The organism is Streptomyces deserti, from assembly GCF_054782695.1.
Genome location: NZ_BAAGRZ010000044.1, coordinates 17,657 through 41,702, shown reverse-complemented (window position 1 = coordinate 41,702; position 24,046 = coordinate 17,657). Strand labels below are relative to the sequence as shown.

The 24,046-nt window shown below is 69.3% G+C and carries 23 protein-coding genes and 1 pseudogene; 7 read left to right on the top strand and 17 right to left on the bottom strand.

Features of this window, described 5'->3' with window-relative positions:
• Nucleotides 1–451, top strand: a 451-nt coding sequence (locus ACYVMZ_RS36765) for a hypothetical protein (RefSeq protein WP_461087232.1), incomplete at its 5' end; no start/stop codon positions are given.
• Here ACYVMZ_RS36765 and ACYVMZ_RS36760 read toward each other — a convergent pair.
• The 3 genes from ACYVMZ_RS36760 to ACYVMZ_RS36750 are packed head-to-tail and all read right to left on the bottom strand — an operon-like array spanning nt 425 to nt 1,950.
• Nucleotides 425–1,219: a rod shape-determining protein gene (locus tag ACYVMZ_RS36760; protein ID WP_461087231.1), complete on the bottom strand. Its 795-nt coding sequence runs from the start codon at nt 1,217–1,219 to the stop codon at nt 425–427. The genes ACYVMZ_RS36765 and ACYVMZ_RS36760 overlap by 27 nt on opposite strands.
• Nucleotides 1,216–1,587 (bottom strand): TraR/DksA family transcriptional regulator, encoded by a 372-nt coding sequence (locus tag ACYVMZ_RS36755; protein WP_461087230.1) that lies wholly within the window; start codon nt 1,585–1,587, stop codon nt 1,216–1,218. The genes ACYVMZ_RS36760 and ACYVMZ_RS36755 overlap by 4 nt, the downstream gene beginning before the upstream one ends.
• A 48-nt stretch (nt 1,588–1,635) precedes the next feature.
• On the bottom strand, nt 1,636–1,950 hold the full coding sequence (locus tag ACYVMZ_RS36750) for a TraR/DksA C4-type zinc finger protein (protein ID WP_461087229.1): 315 nt from the start codon (nt 1,948–1,950) through the stop codon (nt 1,636–1,638).
• A 351-nt stretch (nt 1,951–2,301) separates the two neighbouring features.
• Here ACYVMZ_RS36750 and ACYVMZ_RS36745 point away from each other — a divergent pair, with 351 nt between their 5' ends.
• The 6 genes and pseudogenes from ACYVMZ_RS36745 to ACYVMZ_RS36720 all read left to right on the top strand — a co-directional run bounded on the left by ACYVMZ_RS36745 (nt 2,302) and on the right by ACYVMZ_RS36720 (nt 9,294).
• On the top strand, nt 2,302–3,255 hold the full coding sequence (locus ACYVMZ_RS36745; protein ID WP_461087228.1) for a HAMP domain-containing sensor histidine kinase: 954 nt from the start codon (nt 2,302–2,304) through the stop codon (nt 3,253–3,255).
• Nucleotides 3,252–3,917: a response regulator gene (locus ACYVMZ_RS36740; RefSeq protein WP_461087227.1), complete on the top strand. Its 666-nt coding sequence runs from the start codon at nt 3,252–3,254 to the stop codon at nt 3,915–3,917. Before ACYVMZ_RS36745 ends, ACYVMZ_RS36740 begins: the two co-directional genes overlap by 4 nt.
• Before the next feature lie 588 nt (nt 3,918–4,505).
• A complete protein-coding gene (gene secD / locus ACYVMZ_RS36735) occupies nt 4,506–6,734 on the top strand; it encodes a protein translocase subunit SecD (RefSeq protein ID WP_461087226.1) in 2,229 nt (742 codons plus the stop codon).
• Nucleotides 6,735–6,953: 219 nt separating this feature from the next.
• Nucleotides 6,954–7,931 (top strand): annotated as a pseudogene (locus tag ACYVMZ_RS36730) (transposase); the annotation flags it as partial.
• 151 nt (nt 7,932–8,082) lie between these two features.
• A complete protein-coding gene (locus ACYVMZ_RS36725) occupies nt 8,083–8,934 on the top strand; it encodes an MBL fold metallo-hydrolase (RefSeq protein WP_461087225.1) in 852 nt (283 codons plus the stop codon).
• A gap of 117 nt (nt 8,935–9,051) precedes the next feature.
• Nucleotides 9,052–9,294: a hypothetical protein gene (locus ACYVMZ_RS36720; protein ID WP_461087224.1), complete on the top strand. Its 243-nt coding sequence runs from the start codon at nt 9,052–9,054 to the stop codon at nt 9,292–9,294.
• A 29-nt stretch (nt 9,295–9,323) separates the two neighbouring features.
• Here the strand turns inward: ACYVMZ_RS36720 and ACYVMZ_RS36715 are convergent, their stop codons facing one another.
• The 14 genes from ACYVMZ_RS36715 to aztB form a co-directional block, all read right to left on the bottom strand.
• Nucleotides 9,324–9,941, bottom strand: a complete 618-nt coding sequence (locus tag ACYVMZ_RS36715) for an Rv1733c family protein (RefSeq protein WP_461087223.1) — start codon at nt 9,939–9,941, stop codon at nt 9,324–9,326.
• A gap of 60 nt (nt 9,942–10,001) precedes the next feature.
• Nucleotides 10,002–10,793 (bottom strand): hypothetical protein, encoded by a 792-nt coding sequence (locus tag ACYVMZ_RS36710; protein WP_461087222.1) that lies wholly within the window; start codon nt 10,791–10,793, stop codon nt 10,002–10,004.
• The gene (locus ACYVMZ_RS36705; RefSeq protein ID WP_461087221.1) at nt 10,790–11,164 is read right to left on the bottom strand and encodes a TraR/DksA family transcriptional regulator; all 375 of its coding nucleotides are present in this window, start codon (nt 11,162–11,164) and stop codon (nt 10,790–10,792) included. The genes ACYVMZ_RS36710 and ACYVMZ_RS36705 overlap by 4 nt, the downstream gene beginning before the upstream one ends.
• Before the next feature lie 118 nt (nt 11,165–11,282).
• Nucleotides 11,283–11,621: a TraR/DksA family transcriptional regulator gene (locus ACYVMZ_RS36700; protein ID WP_461087220.1), complete on the bottom strand. Its 339-nt coding sequence runs from the start codon at nt 11,619–11,621 to the stop codon at nt 11,283–11,285.
• Nucleotides 11,622–12,080: 459 nt separating this feature from the next.
• Nucleotides 12,081–13,122 (bottom strand): IS630 family transposase gene (locus ACYVMZ_RS36695; RefSeq protein ID WP_461087236.1). Its coding sequence is split into 2 segments (ribosomal slippage): nt 12,081–12,662 and nt 12,664–13,122, totalling 1,041 coding nucleotides; the frame shifts between segments, so codons are not numbered across the junction.
• An 838-nt stretch (nt 13,123–13,960) separates the two neighbouring features.
• A complete protein-coding gene (locus ACYVMZ_RS36690) occupies nt 13,961–14,641 on the bottom strand; it encodes an HAD-IA family hydrolase (protein ID WP_461087219.1) in 681 nt (226 codons plus the stop codon).
• Between the two features lie 239 nt (nt 14,642–14,880).
• The gene (locus ACYVMZ_RS36685; protein ID WP_461087235.1) at nt 14,881–15,876 is read right to left on the bottom strand and encodes a phosphotransferase; all 996 of its coding nucleotides are present in this window, start codon (nt 15,874–15,876) and stop codon (nt 14,881–14,883) included.
• 107 nt (nt 15,877–15,983) lie between these two features.
• The gene (locus ACYVMZ_RS36680) at nt 15,984–17,333 is read right to left on the bottom strand and encodes an aspartate aminotransferase family protein (protein WP_461087218.1); all 1,350 of its coding nucleotides are present in this window, start codon (nt 17,331–17,333) and stop codon (nt 15,984–15,986) included.
• A gap of 14 nt (nt 17,334–17,347) precedes the next feature.
• Nucleotides 17,348–17,563 (bottom strand): hypothetical protein, encoded by a 216-nt coding sequence (locus tag ACYVMZ_RS36675; RefSeq protein WP_461087217.1) that lies wholly within the window; start codon nt 17,561–17,563, stop codon nt 17,348–17,350.
• Nucleotides 17,564–17,753: 190 nt separating this feature from the next.
• A complete protein-coding gene (locus ACYVMZ_RS36670; protein ID WP_461087216.1) occupies nt 17,754–18,920 on the bottom strand; it encodes an ROK family transcriptional regulator in 1,167 nt (388 codons plus the stop codon).
• Between the two features lie 756 nt (nt 18,921–19,676).
• On the bottom strand, nt 19,677–20,876 hold the full coding sequence (aztD, locus tag ACYVMZ_RS36665; protein ID WP_461087215.1) for a zinc metallochaperone AztD: 1,200 nt from the start codon (nt 20,874–20,876) through the stop codon (nt 19,677–19,679).
• A 93-nt stretch (nt 20,877–20,969) separates the two neighbouring features.
• Entirely contained in the window at nt 20,970–21,929 is a 960-nt protein-coding gene (gene aztC / locus ACYVMZ_RS36660) for a zinc ABC transporter substrate-binding protein AztC (RefSeq protein ID WP_461087214.1), read from the bottom strand.
• Nucleotides 21,926–23,134, bottom strand: a complete 1,209-nt coding sequence (locus ACYVMZ_RS36655; RefSeq protein WP_461087213.1) for a hypothetical protein — start codon at nt 23,132–23,134, stop codon at nt 21,926–21,928. Before ACYVMZ_RS36655 ends, aztC begins: the two co-directional genes overlap by 4 nt.
• 41 nt (nt 23,135–23,175) lie before the next feature.
• Nucleotides 23,176–24,033: a zinc ABC transporter permease AztB gene (gene aztB / locus ACYVMZ_RS36650; protein ID WP_461087212.1), complete on the bottom strand. Its 858-nt coding sequence runs from the start codon at nt 24,031–24,033 to the stop codon at nt 23,176–23,178.
• Between the last annotated feature and the right edge of the window lie 13 nt (nt 24,034–24,046).

Below are 24,046 nucleotides of genomic sequence, written 5' to 3'. Positions count from 1 at the left end.
CTCCCACGGCTTCCGCCGTGCCACGGGCCACCCCCACAAAGACGGAATCACTTCCATCTCCACCGTGCCACAGGAAGATCATTCTGCAAGGACCCCTGAGGACAAGCACCTCGAGCGGCGAGCGGGTCGGCAGGCGCACACCATGGGGCGCCCGGTAGGACGCCCTCACCGGGCCTGCGGCGATCTCATCAACCAGACCGCGTACGGGGTGCGGGCGAACGGTCGGTCCAGCGAGGCTGCGCTGACTCCTGCGTCCTGTTCGAGCGGCACTACCAGCAGATCATTCAGCAACACGAGGCCTCGACAGGCGGCAGCGAGCCTCTCACGACCCGGCGATGCTGCCGAGATCGAGGCCATTGCCGACGCGATGATCCGCCTCTTGGTGGGTACGCCGCTGCGCTCCGATGGCCAGTCGACCATCAAGTCACTCGAGGGTGATTGCAGTGGTTGAGGGGTGGGTGTGAGTGGCCTGCAGGAGTGTGGCGGCGCCGCGGACGGCGGCGGTGTGCGGGGCGGGCACGGGCTTGATGGAGGCGTGCAGTTGCTCGGTGAGGCGGTGGGTGATGTCGGGGCGCAGCGCGCCTCCACCGGCCAGGAGCACGCCTCGCTGCAGGGCGTCATGCGTGTGGGTGGTGGGGTCTTGTTCCAGCATGGTGGTCACCATCGCGATGACCGCGTCGGTGATCTGCGTGGGCGGGGTGAGGCCGTCCAGGTCGCTGGTGCCCAGAGTGGTGCGGCGCGCGTCGGTCACGGTGCCGTCGATGAGAAGGACTACGTCGGTGACGTGGGCGCCGATGTCGACCACGAGCAGGGGCCGGGTCAGGTCGGCGTCTGCGGCTACGGCCACGGCTCGTGCGGCGGGGACCGTCAGCACGCTGTGCGGCCGCAGGGCCTCCACCGCGGTGCGGGCCTCGGTACGGAAGGCGACTCCGCCGAGGACGGGGGCGGCCAGGATGAGCAGGGGGCGGGTGAGGCGGGGCAGGCGGTGGTCGAGCAGGCGGGCGGTTCCGGGCGTGTCGACAATGGCGCCGCGCCGGATGGGATAGACCGTGCCGTCGCCGAAGGTCACCGTCGGCACATCGAAGATCACTCCGCGGCCGGACATCCAGACGCGGGTTCGGGCGCTGCCCAGATCGAGGGCGATGCCGCAGCACTGCCGGCACCAGGGCCACGGCCGGTGCCGGGCATAGACGGAGCGTGGGCGGGGTGTGGTGGTCACCGGCGGCCCTCCCTGACATGGCAGTGTGCGCAGTAGCGGGCCTGCCTCACGACCATCAGGCGCTCGCGGTCCATGGGCCGGTGGCACCGGTGGCAGGCGCCGTAGGGGCCTTGGTCCATGCGTGTGAGAGCCGCTTCCACGTCGGCGAGGACCATGCGGGCGGAGGCGGCGAGCTTGACGCGGACCTCGGTCTGGGAGGCGGCCTGCCGGTCGAGCAGCGCCTCGATGCGGGGCGCGGCGGCGGCTGCGAGCTGCCGCAGCTGTTCCTGGCGGAACAGGCGCTGTTCGTGCAGGTTCTCACGCGGCGCGGCGAGGTCCTCGATCGACGCGGTCTGGTTGCGGTCGCCGATGATCTGCTGGTTCACCACTTCACCCCTTGGGCAGGGCAGGAGACGGAGACTGGAGGGCCGGTTTGGTCAGGTGGCGTTGCGCTGGCAGGCAACGCAGAACCGCGTGTAGGGGAGGATTTCCAGACGCTCGACCGGGATGGGCCTGGAGCAGCCCTGGCAGATGCCGTAACTGCCGTCCTCGACACGGATGAAGGCGAAGTCGATCTCCTTGAGGGCCCGCTCGATGATGTCTTTCTGCGCCGACATCAGCTGTTCCGCCGTGTCCTGCCCGGCCTCGTCGATGGCCTGCAGCTGCGTCAGCCGGGTGCTGCGTTCGTGTTCCAGGCGCTGGCGGGCCTCGTGCGCCGTCAGACGCTCGAGCCGGGGCGTATCGAGCGACATGGTGGGTCCTTCCTTCGGGCGGGTGGCGTACGGAGAGGGGTGCAGGGGGATGAGGCCCAGCTTGGGGCGATCGGCCGGGGATCACGGTGGGTGGGTCATGCCCTCACCGTGGCCGACGCGCCGCGCGAAACCCATCGGGCGCGATACCCATCCGCGGCCTGATCGCGGCCCTCCAGGGCGTGCGCAGGCCAGGGGGCGGAAATGGGCATTGGAGCCCATCGACGGATCCAGCGGGACGCGGGCAGGCTGGCCGCAGGCCGGTCGAGGGCAGTGGTCGCAGCTCATGACCGGGGTACGTGGTGACCGACAGTAGAGACAGAGCCATGTGACCAAGAGGAAGGCGTCATCGCGGTGTCCCTGTTCTGGCGGATCTTCGCTCTCAACGCCGTGGTGCTGGGGACCGCGACGGCGCTGCTGCTGTGGGCTCCCGTGACCGTTTCCGTACCGGTCCTGCTGACCGAGGCGGTCATCCTCGTGGCCGGCCTGGTGGTCATGCTGATCGCCAACGCGGCCCTGCTGCGGATCGGCCTGGCCCCGCTGGACCGGCTCACCAACCTCATGACCACCGTCGACCTGTTGCGCCCCGGGCAGCGGCTGCCGGAGCACGGTCGCGGCGGGATCGCCGAGCTGATCCGCACGTTCAACGCCATGCTGGCCAGGCTGGAGCACGAGCGGGCCGCCAGCAGCGCCCGCGTCCTGCTCGCGCAGGAGGCCGAGCGGCGCCGCATCGCCCAGGAACTCCACGACGAGGTCGGCCAGAGCATGACCGCGGTCCTGCTGGCGCTGAAGCGGGCAGCGGACGAGGCGAACGAGCCCCTGCGCGGTGAGCTGCACCAGGCTCAGGAGATCACCCGCGAGAGCCTGGACGAGGTACGCCGCCTGGTACGCCGGCTGCGGCCGGGCGTCCTGGAGGATCTCGGCCTGGTCAGCGCCCTGACCTCGCTGACCACCGATTTCGCCACCCACACCGGACTGCGCGTCGTGCGCCGCTTCGGCGCAGCCCTGCCCGCGTTGGATCAGCAGACCGAACTGGTGCTGTACCGCGTCGCCCAGGAGGCCCTGACGAACGCGGCCCGCCACGCCGAGGCCGGCCGGGTGGAGGTGAGCCTGCGCCACACCGACGGCGCGGTGGTGCTGGCCGTCGCGGATGACGGCCGCGGCACCGGGGTCGCACGGGAAGGTGCGGGGATCCGCGGGATGCGTGAGCGGGCGCTGCTCATCGGGGCCACGCTGGACGTCATCTCCCAGCCGCAGGCCGGTACGCAGGTCCGACTGGCCGTGCCCGTTTCCAGGAAGCAGCCATGACCACCACCGACACGTCCACGATCCGTATCCTCCTGGCCGACGACCATGCGCTGGTGCGGCGCGGTGTGCGGCTCATCCTCGACCGGGAGCCGGACCTTCAGGTCGTCGCCGAGGCCGGTGACGGCGCGGAGGCCATCGCCCTGGCCCGCGCCCACGAGGTCGACCTGGCCGTGCTGGACATCGCCATGCCCCGGATGACCGGTCTGCGGGCCGCACGCGAGCTGAGCGGGCTGAAGCCGGAGGTGCGTGTGTTGATGCTGACCATGCACGACAACGAGCAGTACTTCTTTCAGGCGCTGAAGGCCGGCGCCAGCGGTTACGTGCTGAAGTCCGTGGCCGACCGCGATCTGGTCGCCGCATGCCGGGCCGCCATGCGCGACGAGCCGTTCCTGTACCCCGGCGCGGTCACCGCCCTCATCCGCAACTACCTGGACCGCGTCCGCCACGGCGAGGAACCCCCCGACCAGGTCATCACGCCCCGCGAGGAGGAGGTGCTCAAGCTGGTCGCCGAGGGGCACTCCTCCAAGGAGATCGCCGAGATGCTCTTCATCAGCATCAAGACCGTGCACCGGCACCGGGCGAACCTGCTGCACAAACTCGGCCTGCGCGACCGCCTGGAACTCACCCGCTATGCCATCCGTGCCGGCCTCATCGAGCCGTGACCTTGCTCGGCTTCTGACTGCCTCAAGGTTTCCGGTCCCAGCCAGGACCTCAAGGCCCCGGCAGACCCGCTCCCGCCCAGCCACCGAAGAGACAAGAAGGGGACGGCGCATGGCACGCTCCTTGCACACCGTCCCCCGCGCGGGCGCCCTCGCCCCAGCAGCGATGCTCGCTGTCCTGCTTGCCGTCCTCACCGGTCTGATCGGCCCACCAGCGCAGGGCAGCACCTACGTCACCGACGGCGTGGCGCCGGCTTCCGGTGCCGTACATGTACGGGCCAGCAGCGCACCGTCCGCAGACGACGGGCACCCCGCCGCCTGCGATGTGCTGGTCCGAAGCCCTCGCGATACCCCCGGCGAGCGTCTTTCACCGCCGACCACCGCCACCCTCGCCTCGTCCTGCAGGGCCTACAGCCCGCCGTCGTCGCAACACACGCCCCTGTCGGCGGTGAGCCCGCCAGCCTCCACGCACCCGGCGGGCCGTCACCAGGGGCGGGCACCGCCTCCAGTCCCAGGCACCTGAACCTCTCCCCTTCTTTCCGTTGACCGCAGCCACTGTCCTGGCCGCGGTGTGCCTGCCGGAGGCCCACTTTGACCCGCGCCCTGCGCATCCGAGGGCTGCTCGCCCTCGCTGCTGTTGCCCTGTCGCTGTACATCGCCCTCACCGTGCCCGTCCACCTCGGACTCGATCTGCGCGGCGGCACGCAGATCGTGCTGGAAACCCGCCCCACCGCCACCGCCGACGCCGACAGCGAAGCCACCGACCGCACCCTGGAGGTACTGCGCGGGCGCATCGACGCACTCGGCGTCGCCGAACCCACCCTCGCCCGCTCCGGCAGCAACCGGATCGTCGTCGAACTGCCCGGCGTACAGGACCCGGCCAAGGCCGCGGACGTGCTCGGCCGCACCGCCCAGCTCACCTTCCATCAGGTCCTCGGCACGGCCACCAGCGCCAACGACACTGCCGAACCGCTGCCCAAACGGCCCCGCCAGCAGGTTCTGCCCGACGAGTCCGGCCGGCTCCTGCGCCTTGAGGCAGCCGAGCTGACCGGCAAGGATGTCAAGGAGGCCACCGCCCGGTTCGACCAGCAGGGCGGCGCCGGATGGCAGGTCACCGTCGACTTCAAGGGATTCGGCCGCGACGGCTGGGCCCGCCTGACCGGCCAGGCCGCCTGCCACCCGGCGGGCGACCCGTCCCGAAGGGTCGCCATCGTCCTGGACAACAAGATCATTTCATCGCCGCAGGTCGACGCCTCGGTCGGCTGCGGCTCGGGCATCAGCGGCGGCTCCACGCAGATCACCGGATCCTTCAGCGCCGACGACGCCAAGGAACTGGCCCTGCTCATCAACGGCGGCGCCCTGCCCGTACCCGTCGAGACCGTCGAGCAGCGCACCGTCGGCCCCACCCTGGGCGCTCAGGCCATCACCGCCAGTGCCTGGGCCGCCGCCGTGGGCACCGCGCTGACAGCGCTGTTCATCATCACCGTCTACCGGCTCCTGGGCGCCCTGGCCACCGTGGCACTGGCCTGCTACGGCCTGATCTCCTACGCCGCCCTGGCCGTCCTCGGCGCCACCCTCACCCTCCCCGGGCTCGCCGGCTTCGTGCTGGCCATCGGCATGGCCGTCGACGCCAACGTGCTCGTCTTCGAACGGGCCCGTGAAGAGTGCGCCTCCCGCCTCCGGCCCAGCCCGCGCTCCTCGCTGACCGCGGGATTCCGCGGCGCCTTCAGCGCGATCGCCGACTCCAACATCACCACCCTCATCGCCGCCGGCCTGCTGTTCTTCCTCGCCTCCGGGCCCGTGCGCGGCTTCGGCGTGACCCTGGGCATCGGTGTCCTCGCCTCCATGTTCAGCGCCTTGGTCATCACCCGCGCCCTCGCCGAGTATGCGGTCTCCCGGCCCTGGCTTCGACGCCGCCCACACCTGACGGGCATCGCCCACACCGGCACCGTCCGCGACCGCCTCACCCGTACAAACCCCCACCTGATGCGCCGTCCCCGGCGGTGGCTGGCCGCCTCCGCCACCGTCCTGGTCCTGGCGGCCTCCGGGATCGCCGTGCGCGGCCTGGACTTCGGTATCGAGTTCACGGGCGGTCGCCTCATCGAATACGCCACCGCCACCCCCGTCGACACCGACCGGGCCCGTGCCGCCCTGGCCGACGCCGGCTTTCCCCGTGCCATCGTCCAGACCTCCGGCGACAACCAGCTCACCGTCCGCACCGACCAGCTGACGAATGCACAGGCAGCCAAGATCACCGAAACCATCAGCACTCTGACCAGCGACGCCGACAAGCTCCGCGACGAGGCCATCGGCCCAAGCCTCGGCAAGGAACTACGCCAGGGCGCCCTCATCGCCCTCGCCGTCGCCCTCGGCGCCCAGCTGCTCTACCTCGCGGCGCGCTTCCGTTGGCTGTTCGGCACCTCCGCGGTCGCCGCCCTCGCCCACGATGTGGTGATCCTCATCGGCATCTTCGCCTGGCTCGGCAAACCCATCGACGGCGTCTTCCTCGCCGCACTGCTGACCGTCATCGGCTACTCGGTCAACGACTCCGTCGTCGTCTTCGACCGCATCAGGGACCTGAACCGACGCGACCGCGCGGCACCCTTCGCAGCCATCGCCAACCGAGCACTCCTGCAGACCCTGCCCCGCACCGTCAACACCGGCATGGGCGCCGCCTTCATCCTCACCGCCCTGGCCGTCCTCGGTGGCGACTCCCTCACCGACTTCGCCCTCGCCCTGCTCATCGGCGTCGCTGTGGGCACCTACTCCTCCATGTTCACCGCGACCCCCCTCGCCATCGAACTGCACAAACGCGCGTAGGCAGGGCTTGCTGCAGCGGGTGGCCCGGACACTGACGTGATTGCAGGGGAGCCTCGCTGATGTCGCGCAGCGCGAGGATGCCGCGCATCTTGGCCAGCCTCGCGCTTTCTTGAGCACGCTCGTCCATACCTTGATCAAATAAACGGAGAGTGCTTCTGACCTGCAACGATGGGACTTGTCTGGGGTCCTGTCAGCTACACGGAAAGAAGCACTCTCCAGGTGAGCAAGCGTATCGGGTTGTACCCGCGTTTCCGCGTCGAGGGCGGTGGCAGAGGGGCGGTCTCGCAGGCCGGGGCCGTGCTGTTGGTCGAGACGGTCCGCAAGTCCGGACCGGACCCGCGATATCGGCGGCAATGGCGCCGGACGGTTCACGACCCGGGCAAGGTCCTGCTGGATGTCGCGCTCGCGACGGCTCTGGGCGGGGGCTGCCTCGCCGGTGTCGCCATGCTGCGGGCCGAGGCCGACGTGTTCGGCCCGGTGGCATCAGAGCCCACGGTCTCCCGGCTCATCGACGTCCTCGCCGCAGCCGGGCCGAAGGCGCTCACCGCGATCCGCATGGCGCGAGCCGAAGTTCGCAAGCGGGTATGGGAGTTGGCCGGTGAGGACAGTCCGGCCGCCGGTGACAGCGTGATCGTGGACATCGACGGCGTGCTCGTCCTCGCACACTCCGAGAAGCAGGACACCGCGAGTGATCACATCACTACCACCCAACTCGCCCTGGCCCAACTCCCCGAACACCTGCGACGGGGACGACAGACACTGATCCGCACCGACTCCGCCGGCGGCACCCACGCCTTCCTCGACTGGCTCTCCCGCCGTGGCCAATGGCTGTCGTATTCCGTCGGAATGACCATCACCGACGCCATCCACCAGGCCGTCCTGCAGGTCCCGAAGAAGGCGCGGACACCGGCCTACGACGCCGACGGCACCGAGCGGCCCGACGCCTGGGTCGCGGAGGGCGCCGACATGCCCGACCTGAGCACGTGGCCGAAGGGCATGCGGCTGATCGTCCGCAAGGAACGGCCGCATCCCGGCGCCCAGTTACGCTTCACCGACGTCGACGGGCTACGGCTGACTTGCTTCGCGACCAACACGAAGGGTGGCCAGCTCGCCGATCTCGAACTGCGTCACCGCGGGCGGGCCCGCTGCGAGGACCGCATCCGAGGCGCCCGCGACACCGGCTTGCGCCACCTGCCCCAGCGCCGAAAAAGGACCGCACCTCGCAAACACAGAGTCCCCGTCAGCACACCAACGAGGACTCATGAACGTTCTGCGTTTGACGATGGCCCGCCACGGGGCTGCACTGGATTCATGGGTGCTGCGCGACTCCGTTCCAGGGAGAGCAGCGATGACGACCATGGAAACGTTCAACCTTCTGCAGCCGTACAAGATCGCCGAGGAGACGTTCGTCATCCCGTGGGCTCTCGAGGCCCCGCCGGTCGGCCACTTCCCGATGAACTCGATGGTGATCCGGGGAGCAGAACCGGTCCTCGTGGACACCGGGGCGCCCGCCGTGCGCTCCCAGTGGCTGGAGGCAGCCTGGTCCGTCGTGGATCCCCTGGACGTACGGTGGATCTTCCTCACCCACGACGACCGCGACCACGCCGGCAACCTCCTGGCGGTCCTCGCCGAATGCCCGAACGCGACCCTGCTGACGACATGGTTCTCCATCGGCCGCATGGCCGAGGAGTGGGAGACCCCCGTCAACCGGTGCCGCTTCATGACCGACGGCGACACGATCGACGCGGGCGACCGCACCCTGGTCGCCAAACGACCGCCCCTGTACGACAACCCCACAACCCGCGCCCTCTTCGACCCGAAGACCAACGTCCTGTGGGCCGTCGACACCTTCGCCACGAACGTACCCACCCCGATGCCGGACGTAGCGGCGCTGTCCGCGGACGAATTCCGCGACGGCCAATTCTTCGGCGGACGCCTGGTCTCGCCCTGGGTCGCGTTGCTGGACACCCAGAAGTTCCGGACGGTCGTGGACGACTTCCAACGTCTGAACGCCGAGGTCATCGCCGGCTGCCATTCCCCGGTCCTGCGCGGCCCCAAGATCTCCGAGGCCTACGACCTCCTCCGCCAGCTCCCCGAGATCCCTCCGTGGGCAGAGTTCACCCAGGCCGACCTGGACCAGTGGATGGCGGTCGCCGAGAGCTCGGTACCACCGGAACAACCGCGACCGTCGGGGACGTGACTGTGGCCGTGGCCCTCTAGGTGTGTTGTCCGGACATCTTGGTGTACGGCCCAAGGAATTGTCCCGGTGGGATCGGACTGGTGCCCCGCGATTCCCGCCACGACCAGGCCCGCTGCGATGAGCAGCCCGTTCGGCAGCACCATGCTCGTGACCAGCATGGCCAATCTGCTCGGCGGCGAACTGTTCCCGGCCCCGATCGTCGTGTGGTGGAACTTGGTCGCGGCACCCGCGCCGAGATCGACGCCGCCCCATGCCTCATGGGGGACGGCCCAGGACGACCGCTTCGGCCGCTTCCGATCCACCCTGCCGCGCATCCCCGCAACGGCCCCGTACTGGCAGCGGACCGGAGAGAACCGATGACCGAGCCGCTGGCCGGCAGGCGTTCGGACTCATGGGGAGGTGGTCCACCGGCGGGCGGTCTGCCGCCATTCGGTCTCCCATGCGCGCATGCGGCGATGGTCCAGGGCGCGTGCGGTGAGGCGGTAGGCGAGTGCGGCAGCGGTGAGCACCGTGATGGCGGTGAGGGCGCCGACGCCGACGGAGCGGTTGCGGATCTCATCCGGGGGCGTGGGCGGCTCGGTGAGCGTTCCTTCGGCGTTGGTCCACACCCGTACGCGGTGCCCGGCCGGAAGACCGGGCTCGACATCGGTGGTGGCGGTGCGGGCGGTGCCGTCGGGTGCGGTGTAGCGGACCTTGACCGGGTACTGGGTTTCTCTGGCCTCTGCTGAGCCGGGCTCTGGGTGGCCGGGCGCGTCGCTGAGGAGCACGGCCGTGGTGTGACGTCCGGTGCGGGCCTGCTCAGAGGCGGTGGCCGTGAGCGCGTCGTGCACGGTGGTGCCGACCGCCCACGCGGCCAGGGGGGCGGTGATCACCACCGTGATGGCGAGGATGAGGCCGATCCATGCCTCGAACAGGTCGCTTGGGCGGCGCAGCGGGTTGCGCCGCCAACGCCACCAGAGGACGGGGCGTGTGGGCGGCGGCTGAGCTCGCGGAATCGGGTCGGGCACGTCGCCTCCAGCCACGAGTCGGGGGAACGGGGCTGCCGGAACCGCTTGGGAGCAGCTCCATCAGGGGGTGGGGTGCAAAGGGGATCCCAGACAGGGGTGGTGCTGGGCGGAGCGCAGGGCCTGGGCGGCTCCGCGCACGGCGGCGGTGTGCGGCTGGGGCACCGGCTGTACCGGGGCGTGCAGTTGCGCGGACAGCTGGGAGACCAGCTCCGGGCGCAGGGCCCCGCCCCCGGCGAGCAGCGGCCCGCGGTCAAGGGCGTCGACGAACTGCGGCAGGGGATCGTCGCGCATCATGTTCGTGATCACGGCGGTGATGTCGGTGACCAGATCCGCCGGGCTGCTCTGCTCCAGGTCGCGGGTGCCCATCGCTTCCCGGCGAGCGGTAAGGATCTCGCCGTCGGCCAGCAGTGCCACCTCGGTCAGGTGGGCGCCGAGGTCGATCACGAGCAGCGGGCGGAACGGGTCAGCGCCTGTGGCCAGGGCGATGGACATGACGCTGTCGAGAGCCAGCACGGTACGCGGGCGCAGCACCTGAAGGACGCCCACGGCGGTGGTGTAGTGGTGCCGGCCGCTGAGGACCGGCATGGTGAACGCGATCACAGGCTGAGCGTTCTTCGGGATGCGGTGGGCAAGCAGGCGGGACAGCATCCGCGCGGTACCGGCCGGATCGACGATGGTGCCGCGCTGGACGGGGTGGGCGGCGAGGTTGTCCGGGTCGGTGACGGTGGGCACGTCCATGATGCCGTGGCGGCCGGCCGTCCAGGCACGGGTGCGGGCGCTGCCCAGGTCGATGGCGATCGCGGGGCAGCGTCGGCAGGCCGGCCACGGCCAGCGGCGAACTGCGGCGATCATGAGCGGGCCTCCCTGATCCGGTGGCAGCGCCCGCAGTAACGGGCCTGCGGCACGATGCGCAGCCGCGCCGGCTCGATGGGGTGCCGGCACCGCTGGCAGCTGCCGTACGTGCCCTGATCCATGCGCTCCAAGGCGGCTTCGACATCGGCGAGGACCATGCGGGCCGAGGCGCACAGCTTGATGTGGACCTCCAGCTGGGAGACCGCAGCCTGTTCGCGGGCGCGCTGGGCCCGGGCGGGAGCGCACTGCCAGAGCTGGGCGAGCTGGTCCAGACGAAAGGCACGCTGCTCGTTGAGGTTCTCCCGCAGCGCAGACAGTTCGGCCGCGCTCAGGTCCGCATTGGTGACGGTACCGACGACCTGCTGGTTCACGACTTCACCCCTTCAGGAAAGAAGCAGGGGGCGGGGCGCACAGAAGGCTCCGGCCGCAGCCGGAGCGGGCTGGCGACGATGGGCCCGTGCCCCTGTGGCACCGGGAAGGCCGCGCTGATCAGCCAGCGCGCTGCTGCTGGCAGGGCACGCAGCACCGCGCGTACGGCAGGATCTCCAGCCGCTCCGCCGGGATCGGCCTGCCGCACCCCTGGCAGATGCCGTACGTGCCCTGCTGCAGCCTGGCGAAGGCGGCGTCGATCTCCTTCAGCGCCTGTTCGATCGCTCCCCTCTGCACGACCTGCAGATCATCGGCCTCCGGAGCACCGCCGGAGGCTTCGTCGACGGCCTGCAGCTGGGCGAGACGGGCGCTGCGCTCGTGCTCCAGGCGCTGGAGTGCCTCAGGCACACTAAGGCGTTCGACAGCGGAACCGGCGCGGGCAGCGGAGTCCAGCGACATCACGAAACAGTCCCTTCCCACATCAGCCGAGCAGGGAGACCACCGCGTTCACCGGCACTCTCCCCTTGGCCTTCCACCCTCATCGCCCCGGCGGCAGAAGGCCATCGGGCGCAGGCCCCATTTCGGTGGGGGCACGCAGTGCAGACGGTCCACCGTGTGCCGGGCCGGCACGGTCCAGATGGGAGCCTGGAACGGATCGACCTGCCCATGAAGCTCGAACCGGCCGGTCCGCCGGGTGCCACGGCGCAGGACGCCGGGTACGGCACGAACAACACCTCGAGACTCACCCCGGTCCGGCCCGCTGGAGAACGACCAGCCCTCCCATGAATGGCCCGCGCCCAGGCCGGCGTGAGCAGGCCGGCGAACCTGCTGCTCGTTGTCCGGGGTGAACCATGACCGCCTCCCCCGATCGACGGCCGCGTCGTTACTGAGGTTGAACTCGTGACGTCGCATGGTTGCTCAGGTGGGTCGGATGGTCAGGCCGGTGTCGGCGAGGCAGCCGTCTATGAGGTCACTGCGGTACGGGATGTGCCGTAAGCCGCGTCGGATGCGCTGGACGAGGTGTTCGGGGGTGCTGAAGGCGACGTTGGAGAGCCAGCTGCGCCGCAGCAGTGACCAGATCCCTTCGACGGGCTTGAGGTCGGGTGCGTAGGGCGGCAGGTAGTAGATGGTCAGCCAGTCCCGGGCCGTGGCCCACTCCCGCAGGTCGGCGGCCTTGTGGACGTTGAGGTTGTCCCAGACGAGCACGATCGGGCAGCCGAGCTGCTGATGGGCGGCGATCAGCAGGTCCCGGTAGTCGCGCCAGGAGAATCTCTTGCGTCCGTCGTGGCGGCCGTCGTCCCGGCGCGGCCGGTAGATCAGCCGGGACCGGTGGCCGGGCTTGTAACAGGTCAGCGCCGCGATGGAGACCCGTCTGCGGGAACGGCCTCGCACCCGCACCACCGGGATCCGGCCGCGCTGTGACCAGGTCTTCGCCTGCTGCGGCGTCATGGAGAATCCGGCTTCGTCCTCGAAGACGAGCCAGGCGCCAAGGGCCGCCGCGAGTCTTCGCGCAGGGCCAGACCTCCTTTACCCAACCGGCCACCGCCTCGTCATCCCGCTCAATGGCGCGTCGGGCAGGGACCTGGCAGGACCAGCCGTTGCGCACCAGCAGTTTCCGCACGCCCTGGATGGTGTACGTCACATGGAAGCGCCGGCCGATCACCGTCTTGATCCGCGCGAGCGTCCACCGCTGGTCCTCCCAGCCGTGCGCGGCAGGCCCCCTGGCCAGCTCCGCCTCCAGCTGGGCGAACTGCTTCTCGCTCAGCCTCGGCAGCGACGCAGGCCCCTGTGACCGCAGAGTCCGCGGGCCGCCCTCGTCCCACATCTGCCGCCATCGCTGCACGGAGCGGACGCTGACCCGCAGATCCTTGGCGATCACCGAGCTCGCCTCGCCTTGGGCGAACCGCTCGGCAGCCTTCAGCCGTAACTCCTCGCGGAAGTGCTGTCGTTCGGCGGTCAGCCCGCCCCCTTGTGGGGGCCTTGCGGAAAAATACGAACCCGCAGGTCAGGCCCTCACCGGAGCGAGCCCTCGGAACGCCCCTCTTCGACTCTGGGAACGCAGCCGACGTCCTCGCAGGTCAGCCGGGATGCGCAGAGACGAGATACGGCCATCCGCGCATCCACAACCCGGCAGCCGTCCGCAGCAGGTCGATCCGGAGACGTTCCGCGCATCAGCGTGCGGGCCCACACGCCACAGGGCCGGCGCGTAGGCATGACGCAGCGTCACGCCTCGTCGGCGTCACCGCCTGCGGCGTCGTCGCCGTCGGGAACACCGTCGTTGAAGGCGATGGTGAGCGGCGTGGTGCCACCTCCTTGCGCAGCTCGGCGGTTTCCCCCGAGGCCCGGGCGGCCTGGGATGACGCGCTTCCAGCGTGATCCCAGGTCTCACTGTGGTCCTGCCGGATCAGAGAGACCGCGTTCGCGAGCTGTTGCCCCAGCTCACATGTCCTCCACCTGCGTCCCGAGACCGTCGACCGACTTGCCGATGCTGATCTTCGTGTCCACCAGCAAGGTGACGATCTCGTTGCTTCCTCGTGCCACAGCCCCTCGAGGATGCGATTGATCGACTTCGCTGCGTAGTTCGCCTGCGGGGCTGCCGACATGCGTGCCAGTGGCTGAACATCATCGACGGGCTGGCTGAATCGTGTTAGGACGTTCGAGCCGCAGCAGAAGAGGGGCGCCCCCCGGGCCCGGCCCGCACGGGACTCCTCCTGGCGTGTGCTGCTGTGGGGGATACCTCAGTGATCGGCCGGACGATCTCGGCCTCCGGCCGGTATACCGCGACGCGGCGGCCGAGCTCAAGAAGGCCATGGGCGCCCTCTGACGCGGACGCCTGTTGCGGCTGTGGCCCATGTCAGCGCTTCGCCTCCCGCGCCGCCTGCGCGAACGAGATCATGTCCGGAGAACTCAAGAGCGTAGGAGTACTCCGCCGCGGGCTCGGGAGTGGCGCCCCAGCCCGGACGGTCGTGCCGACGATTGATCCACACCGACGGCAGACCATGTCGCTTGGCAGGCACGTGGTCGTGGAAGAGGCTCTGCGCGACATGCAGCACCCGCTCGCGTGGGACTCCCATCTCCTCCAGCGCCTCGTCAAGGGCCTCGAAGTGGTTCGGAGCCGGCTTGTACGCCTTGACGTCCTCGGCCGTAATGATCCGGTCGAATTCAACGCCCAGACGGTTGTTCGACCCCGGGAAGCCCGCCCGGTGAACGTTGGACAGGATGATGAGCTTGTAGTCCTCGGCCAGGAGGGCGAGCGCTTCGGCCGAGTCGTCGAAGGCCGGCCAGTCCGGAACAGAGTTGCCCAGTCGCTGCGCCCACTCCTCGCTCACGGGCCGTCCGAGCTTGTCCCCGGTGCGTCGGAACGCCTCGGCGAGAACCGCCGAGTAGAGGGCATCGGGCATGTCCACTGCGGCCTGGGCCTCGTTATCCGCGTAGGCGAGCAGCAGTTCCTCGTCGGAGAGGTCGAGAGCAGCTAACAATCGAAGCTCAGCGCGCCGTAGTCGGCGAGATTCATGGATCCTCCTTGGAGTGTGGTTACCGTGCGCAGACGATGTCGAGGGCGGCGGTGCCTGCAGCGTGTCGGGCCCATCGCGGCCAGCCGGTCAGCAAGCCGTAACGCGGGCTCGTTCGCGAACCGCCCGAAGACGTGGTAGGTCTCCAGCGTCTTCATCTGCCCTGTCTTTTTCTGAGGGCAACTGCACATGTTCGGGACTGGCTTTCAGGAATGCCCGTGACGGGCTTCCCTGAGGTGCGCGACGACGTCGTCCAGGCTCACGGTCAAGGAACGCTCGATATTGATCCAGTCGTCCTTGGCGTGACCGAGGAGGTACTCGCGCCGTTCGGGTGCGCGCTCCGCGCGCCAGTTCGTGATCAGCGCACGCAGTGTGAGTCGTGCCAACGCGGCAACCGGGAGCAGCGGGAGTTCCGAGGCCTGGATCGGCCGCTTGCGTTGGTAGCCGGCGGCGAACGCGCAGGCGTCCCGCCAGGGATGATCCGGCGTCCTGCCGAGCAGGTTCGCCATGGGAACGGCGGGGTCGAAGATCACCGCACTGCGCACCGTGTCGCCGAAGTCGATGACACCGGTGACGAAGTGATCGCTCTGTGGATCCACCACGATGTTGTAAGGGCTGAAGTCGCCGTGGATCACTTGGGTTTCGAGATCACTCAGCCTCGGGACGACGTTTTCGCCGAAGAGCCGGAAGACCGACTGGGCCAACTGGCGGTGCTCGGGGCTCGGCGTGTGCTCGACCAGTTGGGTCAGCTGGTGGAAATGGCGGATGTCCCACGCCAGACCTCGTCGGTCCGCCGGGTGCGTGAACGGCCTGAGCGCCACGTCGATCAGCCCCAGCATCTCGCCCGCCTCGGCGAGCCGCTCCGCGTCCGGGTTCGCATCGGCCAGGACCTGGCCTTCGACGAAGTCGAACACCCGCAGGGTGCGAGTCCTGCCGTCGTTCAGCCTGATCGTGACATGGTCGTCTCCGTCGGCGGTCAGCTTCACCCGCTGGACAGGCAAGTGCGGAGCGGTGGTTTCGAGGTGGCGCATCGCGGCGGTCTGGAGGGCGACGACCGCCTCCGCCTCGTCAGGTGGTGAGACCTTCACGAGGTAGTTGCTCGAGTCGGTGCTGAGTTGGAACGTGTCGTCCTTCTCGGTCGCCAGTCGCCCCAAGCGCCCGGTGAGGCGGTAGTGCTCCTCAAGGAAAATGCTCACCAGCATCACGTCGATGGGCTCGTGGGACGACGTCAGGCCGCTCTCATGGAGGAGCCGCTGAGCATAGTTCGTAGCTGGTGAGGTGTTCACGGTCAGTCCCTTCGGTCAGCCTGTCACAGACGGTTCTTCGCGACCTCGGCGAAGGTCTCGAGGAATCGCGTTACATCGGCGGAGTCGAAGGCCAGCGGAGGGCGGATCTTCAGCGTGTTCGCCGACGTGCCCGTGCCGCTGATCAGGACGCGGCGATCGCGCATGTCGTTGATGACATCTTCGGCACGTGCGCGGTCGGGCTCGAGGGTCTGGCGGTCCTTGACGATCTCCACGCCGACGTAGAGACCGGCGCCGCGGACTTCGGCGACGTAGGGGGAATCCTTGGTGATCTCCCGCAGCCCCGCGCGCAGAGCGTTGCCGCTCTCCAGGACGCGCTGCTGCACGTTCTCCTTCTCAAAGACGTCCAGCACCGCGGCGCCTGCGGCCACGGGGATGGAACTGCCGCCGAAGGTGTTGAAGTAGCGGACGTTGCGTCCGAACTCCTCGCAGACCTCGGGGCGGAAGACCACACCCGAGATCGGCAGGCCGTTGCCCATCGGCTTGCCCATGGTGACGATGTCCGGCAGCACACCGTGGCGGCTGAAGCCCCACATCGACTCCCCGAGCCGGGCGAATCCCGACTGGACCTCGTCCGCGATGTAGACACCGCCGGCCGCGTGTACCTCCTCCACCACGGCCTGCATGTAGCCGGGGGGGTCGGTGAAGATGCCATCGCTGCTGTAGGCGCAGTCGGTGATCAGGGCCGCGAGCCGGTAGCCGTGGCGCTCGAGGTCGTCGATCGCGCCGCGCACCTGCTGCCGCATGTGCTCGTCGAGCGTGGATCCGGGCGCGACGAGGCGCGGGTCAGGAGCGTCGATGAGCCGGACGTTCGGGCCCAGCGGCGAGCCCGCACCGAGGGTCGGTGAGAAGCTCGCCACCTCACGAGTGAGGCCGTGGTAAGCCCAGCGGGTGACGATGATGCCCTCACCGCCCGTGTGGAACCGCGCCACCCGAACCGCCAGGTCGTTCGCCTCCGACCCGCTGCACGCGATGCTCAGCTTGGACAGCTCCTCGGGGAACGTCGCGAGAAGCCGCTCCGCGTAGTCGACCAGTGCTTCCTGGACGTAACGCGTGTTGGTGTTGACCACCGCCATCTGGCGGGCGACGGCCTCGACGACGTGGGGGTGGGCGTGCCCGACGCAGGGGACGTTGTTGTAGGCGTCGAGGTAGTCGTTGCCGTCACGGTCGATCAGGTGGGCGCCGCGGCCGGAGACGAACTCGACCGGCTCCCTGTAGATCAGCGTGTAGCCAGGGCCCAGCACCTTGTTCCGGCGCTGGATGGTCTCTCGGAGGTGCTCGGGGAGCTCGCCCAGTACCCCGGGGTCGAACCGGTTGGGGTAGTGGGCTATCGCCCGACTCAGCGTCGAAGTCATCGGCAGGCACACCTTCAGTCTCGTTCCGGGGTTGCTCGCTGCGTTGGCCGGAACCATACCATCATTAATTCCAGTTCCAGTCTGAAACTAGAAACTTTTGTGTCCGCCCCGGTGATCGCCACGTCGACATGTCCAGGCGCCAGACCCGCGCCGCCTGCTGTCTCGACGTCCCGGCCGACGATGCCCTGCCCCAGCAGCACACCGTCCTTGTACGGCAGCTGCCCCGACACGTAGCGGATCGTGCAGATGCTGGTCTTCGTGGCCAGTACGCCGGAGTTCGGTGAGCGGCGATGTGGGGCGAGATCGGCACTGCCATGAGGCGAGAGGCGCCGGCCGGCTGTTGCTGTCGTGGGCTCTGTCTGATGGCGGGCCCCGTGTCCTGACCTGCGGCCCGGAGCGTCTCGCCTGCCGGCGGTCGGCTCAGAAGGCCGGTGTGGACTTCTCCGAGAGCCGGTTCTGTTGCCGTGCTCCGAGCACGGCGTCGCGCAGCCGTCCCTGAGCGATCGTCAGGCATGCGTAGACCGCGCCTTGTGCCGTCGACAGACCGATCTGATGCGGACCCGTCCTGATCTCTGGCACCGCCGGAAGGCTCTGGTCGAGCCGCCCGCGCACCTGGGGAAGGACGACGTCGACGAGCGGGCGCAGCCGGCCCACGAAGTACACCGACTCCGGGTCGAGCGTCACGGCGACGACGCTGACAGCGGTCACGATCGCGGTGGTGAACGCCTGCAGCACTTCGGCGTGCGGCGCCTCTGTGTGCGGTTGCAGCCAGAGATCCTCGATGCGCTCCAGGTCGAGCCCCCGCTTGCGAGCGAACCGGAGGAGACCTCGGGTGCTCAGCAGGTCGTCGAGGTTCTCGTCGCCGACTCCGGAGGAGAGCACACCGATGTCGCCGAAGGTGGGTGTACTTCCCCGGGCGAGCTCGTGATCCGTGCAGCTGGCGAAGTTCAGTATGGTACTGACGCTGAAAAGCGCGGCGTTCCTGATGGTGGCGTCGTTCGTGAGGATCCCGAGCAGGGACGCGTTGGCGTCGCTGTCGAGGAGCACGGGGGCCTCGATGAGGTTTTCGACGGCTTGCTGGAGGCCTGAGCCCGCGAAGATTTTCATCGACTCCGCGGGGCCGAAGATCTCGGTGCCGCCCCGGACCCGGCCGGGCACTGCGGCGACGATCTGACGCAGAGGACCCTGCGCAGATCGGGCGGCCTCCGCGATGAGGTCGACCAGCCATCGCGCGGCGTCCTCGACCTCCTGGTGATCGGCGGTGGGAGCCGTCACGTGCTGGATCTCACGACCCCTCAGGTCGGTCACCAGCACGCCGGTGGTCTGGGCACCGAAGCTGACACCGGCGACGTGCCCGGTCGTGCCGGGCAGGTCCAGATAGGTGGAGCGGCGGCCGCGGCCGGTGATCTCGTCGACCCCGCTGTCGACGACGAAGCCGTCAGCCCGCAGCTCCTCAACCGCTCTGGACACCGTGGCCTTGCTCAGGCCCGTCAGCTCGATGAGCTGGTTCCGCGTCAAGGGCGCGTGGGAGAGGACCACGTCGAGGACTGATGCCTTGTTGTAGTCGCGTGAGGTCGGATTGGTCACGCGATGACCATAGCGAGCCCGGTACGCCGATCGGGCAGGGACCGGTTCGGGCGGTCCGACCAGGGGTTTCGACGCGGTGAGAAGCGGGTGCTTCGGCGGATCCGCCGCTCCCGCCCGGGCACGCTCGAAGGGGTCCGTATCGGCGTCTTCCGCCTTGCCGGACGGTTCTCGACTCATCTGTCATGAACTCCGCAGGTCCCCAAGCACTCCAGGAGCGCATCGCCGCGTTGCGGCGAAGGGCAGGAAGCCCGGGGATCGACGACCAACTGACTGCCACAGCGAGCATTCGCGGACCAGTGCAATCCTGTGCGGCCAGCCGCTCGTCAACGGCCGAAACGACCTCGACGTCGCCGGGCCGACGCCCTGCCTTGGAGCGGCTTGACCGCATACCGCGAGCGTAACAGGTTTTATTTCAGGCTGGAACTGCAACAAATCGCGTTGGCTGAGCCCAGCAGCGAGCACGGTAGATGCTCGCGACGGACGGGCTCTCCCGCTTGCAGGTGATCAGGTCGGGCTGGATCCGCTCGACAGGCTCGCCGAGCACCCGGCGGCGCAGGACCGCGTGCGGCATGTCGTCGGTGATGACCGGCGGCCGGCCGCCGTACCGCGAACAGCAGCTCGCCCCGTATGCCCGCGCCTCCCAGCGGCAGGTCCCAGGTGACGGGTCCGCTCGGACCACCTCGGTGAGACCGCGGTGCACCGGCGGTAACGAGAAGCCGGTGCCCGGTGTGGGGCGGCCTCACCGAGGTCGGAGGATCAGTGGCCCGCGACGACGCCGGAGAGTTCGTTGGTGCTCTTCGGCAGGGTCACAGAGGTGACCTTCTTGCCCGATTCGATATCGACGGCGTGCAGTTGGCGCTTGCCCGGCTCGGAGACGTACGCCGTGTTGTCGCGGACGAAGAGGGTGGGCCGGGGCTGCTGCCAGTCCAGCGGCTCCTGCCACTCGTCCACGACGGGGATCTTCTGGTCCACCTTGCCCGTCTCCGGGTCGATGACATGGAGGGCGCCGTTGGTGCCGAGGAGGAGTGCCTCGCCGTTGGGTCCGCGGCCGAGCGAGCGGAAGGAGTAGCTGGTGCCCAGGTCGACCAGGCGCAGCTTCCCGGTCTCGGTGTCGATGAGGGAGATGCGGGTCGGCCGCTCCAGTTCGGCCTCCGGGTCGGTCTTGTAGTCGCCCAGGAGGATGGGGGATGCGTCGCTGCCGCGCTGGTTGCCGATGCGGCCGTAGTCGTCGGGGGCTTGGACCTTGGTGAACTTGCCGTCCTTGTAGATCAGGAGGCCGTCCTCGCAGCCGATGCCGATGGCCTCGTCCTTGGCCGCGGCCTCGCCGTGGACACCGGGGCAGTTCTCGTTGCGCTTGATCTCCTTGTTGTTCTTGTCCAGGACGAGGGCGCCGGTGCGCTTCTCCTCGGTGCCGAGGGTGGTGAGGAGTTCGCCGTTGTTCAGTTCGATGGCGACGCCGTGGTGCGGCTCGGCGGAGGTGTAGGTGCGGCCTTGCGGTTTCTTGCCGTCCTTGAGGTCGGCGGGGTCGAAGACGTTGACCTCGCCGGTGCCGTCGGTGAACAGGACCGTCTTGCCGGCGTGCTGGACGACGTGGCCGGGCTTTGCGCCCTTGTACTCGATGTCGGTGAAGGTCTGCTCGGTGGCGTTCAGGACGCGGAAGCCGGCGTCGGTGGAGACGATGACGTGGGAGTCGTCGCCGGCGGGGTTGAGGCGGTTGAAGCCGGGCAGCTCGATCGTGTTGGCGAGCTTCAGACTCTCGCCGTCCAGGATGTACAGTCCGCCGTCGAACGTGGCGACCAGCGGGTCCTTGACCGCCACGGCCTTCTTGCTCGGTGCCGCCTTGGCCTTCGGGTCGGACGAGGAGCTGTCCTCCCCTCCGCAGGCAGTCAGAACCGCGGAGGCCGCCAGGGCGAGGGCCGTCCCCGTGAAGGCTCTGTTGCGTATCGGCTTGTTCACCGGTGTGTTCCTTTCTGTGCCGCGCGAGCGCGGCGTCGGGTGGGGAGTGTGTGATGGCCGTGGTCGGCCGGTGTCCACGTCAGGGGCGCTGGTTCAGGCGCCGGTCAGGCCGTCGGTCATGGCGGTGGTGTTGGCGCGCATCATCTGCAGGTAGGTGCCGGCGCCCTTGCCCTTCTCGGTCAGCGATTCGGAGTAGAGCTCGACGACCCGCACCTGGCCGCCCAGTTCGGTGCGCAGGACCTCGGCCAGCCGCTTGGGCTGAGAGGAATCCGCGAACACGGTTTGTACGCCTGCCTTCCGCATCGCCTGGGTGAGCGAGCGCAGGTCGGAGGAGCTGGGCGAGGCCAGCGTCGTACCGCTCGGGATCACCGCGCCGATCACCCGGAAACCGAAACGCTCGGCGAGGTAGCCGAAGACGTGGTGGTTGGTCACCAACGCGCGCCGCTGTTCGGGTACGCGGTCGAAGGACTTCTCCATCCAGGTGGTGAGGTCGGCGAGTCGGCCGTCGTAGCGGTCGGCGTTGGCGCGGATCGTTTTCTCGTCCACGCCGTCCACGTGCTCGACGACCTGGTCGGCGATCAGGCCCACGGCTGTGCGGACGCGGTCGGGGTCGGTCCAGAAGTGTGGATCGGGCTGCCCGGCCTCCTCCTCGGGGCCTCCGTCGTCGTGGGCCTGGAAGGTGAGGGGGTCCACCGCCTTGCCGGCCTCGAAGGTGGCCACTCCTGCCTCGCGGGCGGCGTCCACGTGCCGCAGTACGTTCTCCTCCAGACCCAGTCCGTTGAAGACCACCAGGTCTGCGCGCTCCAACTCGGCGGCCTGCACGGCCGACAGGCCGAAGGAGTGCGGGTCGGCGTTCGGCTTCATCAGCACGGTGACGTCGGCTTCGTCGCCGACGATCTCTTGGGTGATGTCGCCCAGGATGTTGGTCGTCACGACCACCCGGGGCCGGTCGTCGCTGCTCGTACAGCCGGTGCCGGCACCGGCCAGGGCGAGGGTGAGCAGGACCAGCAGGAGGGTGCGCAGCCGCCGCGGCTCTTGCGTCTGTCTCGTCATCGTCCGGTCTCCACCATCAGGGCCGGCTCGATGTCCAGGTCGAAGGTGCGCGCGATGCGCAGGTTGTCGTTGTAGTCGATCTCGTACACGCGTTTGCCCTTGGGGTCGTTGAGGTAGGCGCGGCTGCGGTCGACCTCGATGACCGGTTCCGCGTTCGCGTCGGTACGGGTCTCGGGGGCGCCCTTCAGGAGGGGCTTTGTCTTGGAGACCTGCTTGCCGGTGGCGATGTCGTAGCCGTGGAGTGCTCCGTCGGTTTCCAGGACGATCAGGACGGAGCCCTCGCCGGCGGTGTTGGCGGAGACGAGGGGCCCGGTCTTCACCCGTGTCCAGGTGCGCTCGGTGACGTCCAGGACCCACACGGCCCGCTTCCCGGCCGGTGCTGTGAGCGTGTCGCTGCCGGGCCGGTGCCGGAAGGCCGTGGCCCGTTCCGTTTCGGGTACGTCGCTGCCGTACGGGATCTTCTCGGCGGTGAAGGTGCCGTCGGCCTCACGGACGAGCAGGGCGCCGTCGGCGCAGCCGAGGACGACTCCGCGCCGGGTGACGACGTCGCCTCGCACCTCCTCGCAGCGGGCGTCCGGCGACGCGGCACGCCGACCCTCGCGGTCGTACACCGCGACCGTCCCGTCGTCCGTGACGCCGAGCAGGTGCTCCGAGTACGGCACGACAGCTCCCGCGTGCGTCCCGGGAAGCGTGCGGGCGGAGCCGATCTTGCCCTTCTCCAGACCGGCCCGGTGGTAGATCCTGGCCCGGCCGTCCTCGCCGGTCACCGCTGTCACGGCGGCATCGCTGCGGACGCGGGTGCCCGGGCCTGCGGGCAGCCGGCCCACGTCACGTATCGCCGCGCGGTAGTAGTGGACGTGGTCGCCGTGGTCCACCATCCAGGCGCCACTGTCCAGGACGCGCGTGCTGCCCGCGGTGTGGAAGTAGCCGAAGCGGCCGTCAGTGGTGAGTTCGGTGGTCCCCGTCATCCGGGACACCTCGTGCGTCTTCCCGGTGATCAGATCGAGGACCCGGGTGCCGCCGGTGGCCGGGTCGTTGAGCAGCAGCCGGGACTGCTGCTCGGCCTTTTCCTGGGCCCCCTCGACGTAACCGTGCGGAGCGGAGGCCGAGGCGGTGGCCTTCGGGGCTGACGCGGTGTCGTCGTGGCTCGCGCAACTCGTGGTGAGCAGCGAGATCGCCACGAGCGCGGCGGGCGCCCAAGGCATGACGTTACTTCGGACGAGCAAAGGGATCGCCTCGGGTTCTTTCAGTCGGTAGCCGCGGCGTGAGCGCCGAGGAGGCGCGCACTACGGCGGTGACGGAGAGCGGATGCCAGGTGGGAGAGGAAGAACAGGCTCACCGCGAGGGCCGAGATGGTCGCGCCGGCCGCGGTGCTCAGGTGCCAGGACAGCAGCAGGCCACCGAAGGTGGCGGTGATGCCGAGGAGCGCCGCGAGGGCCATGACGCCCCGCACACTGCGCGCCCAGGGCAGCGCTGCGGCCGGCGGAGCGATGAGCAGGCCCAGCACCAGCAGCGTGCCCACGATGTGGAAGGAGGCGACGATGGCCAGCGCCAGCAAGCCGAGCAGCACGGCGTGGGCCAGGCGGGGCCGCAGGCCGAGCGTCTGGGCCTTGCGTGCGTCGAAGGCCAGGACGAGGAAGGCCCGGTGGCCGAGGACCGAGACGGCCAGTGCCAGCAGCAGCGCCACACCCAGCAGCAGCAAATCCTGCTCGCGGACGGCGAGGACGTCACCGAAGAGGAACCCGGTCAGGTCGACCGCGAAGGACTGCGACCGCGAGACGATGATGACACCGAGCGACAGCATCCCCACGAACAGCAGCCCAATCCCGGTGTCCTGGGACAGCCGCGAGGCGCGGCCGAGAGCCGTGACGCCGGCCGTCATGACGGCCGCGCTCAGCAGCGCCCCCAGCAGCAGGTTGCCGCCGAACAGCGCGGCGAGCGCGACTCCGGGCAGCAGCCCGTGCGACATGGCGTCACCGAGGAAGGCCATTCCCCTGAGCACCACCCAGGTGCCGGCCAGGGCACAGATCGCCGACACCAACATTCCGCCCCACAGCGCCCTCTGCACGAAGGTCACCTCGAAAGGGCCCGTCAACCACTCCATGTAAACGCACTAT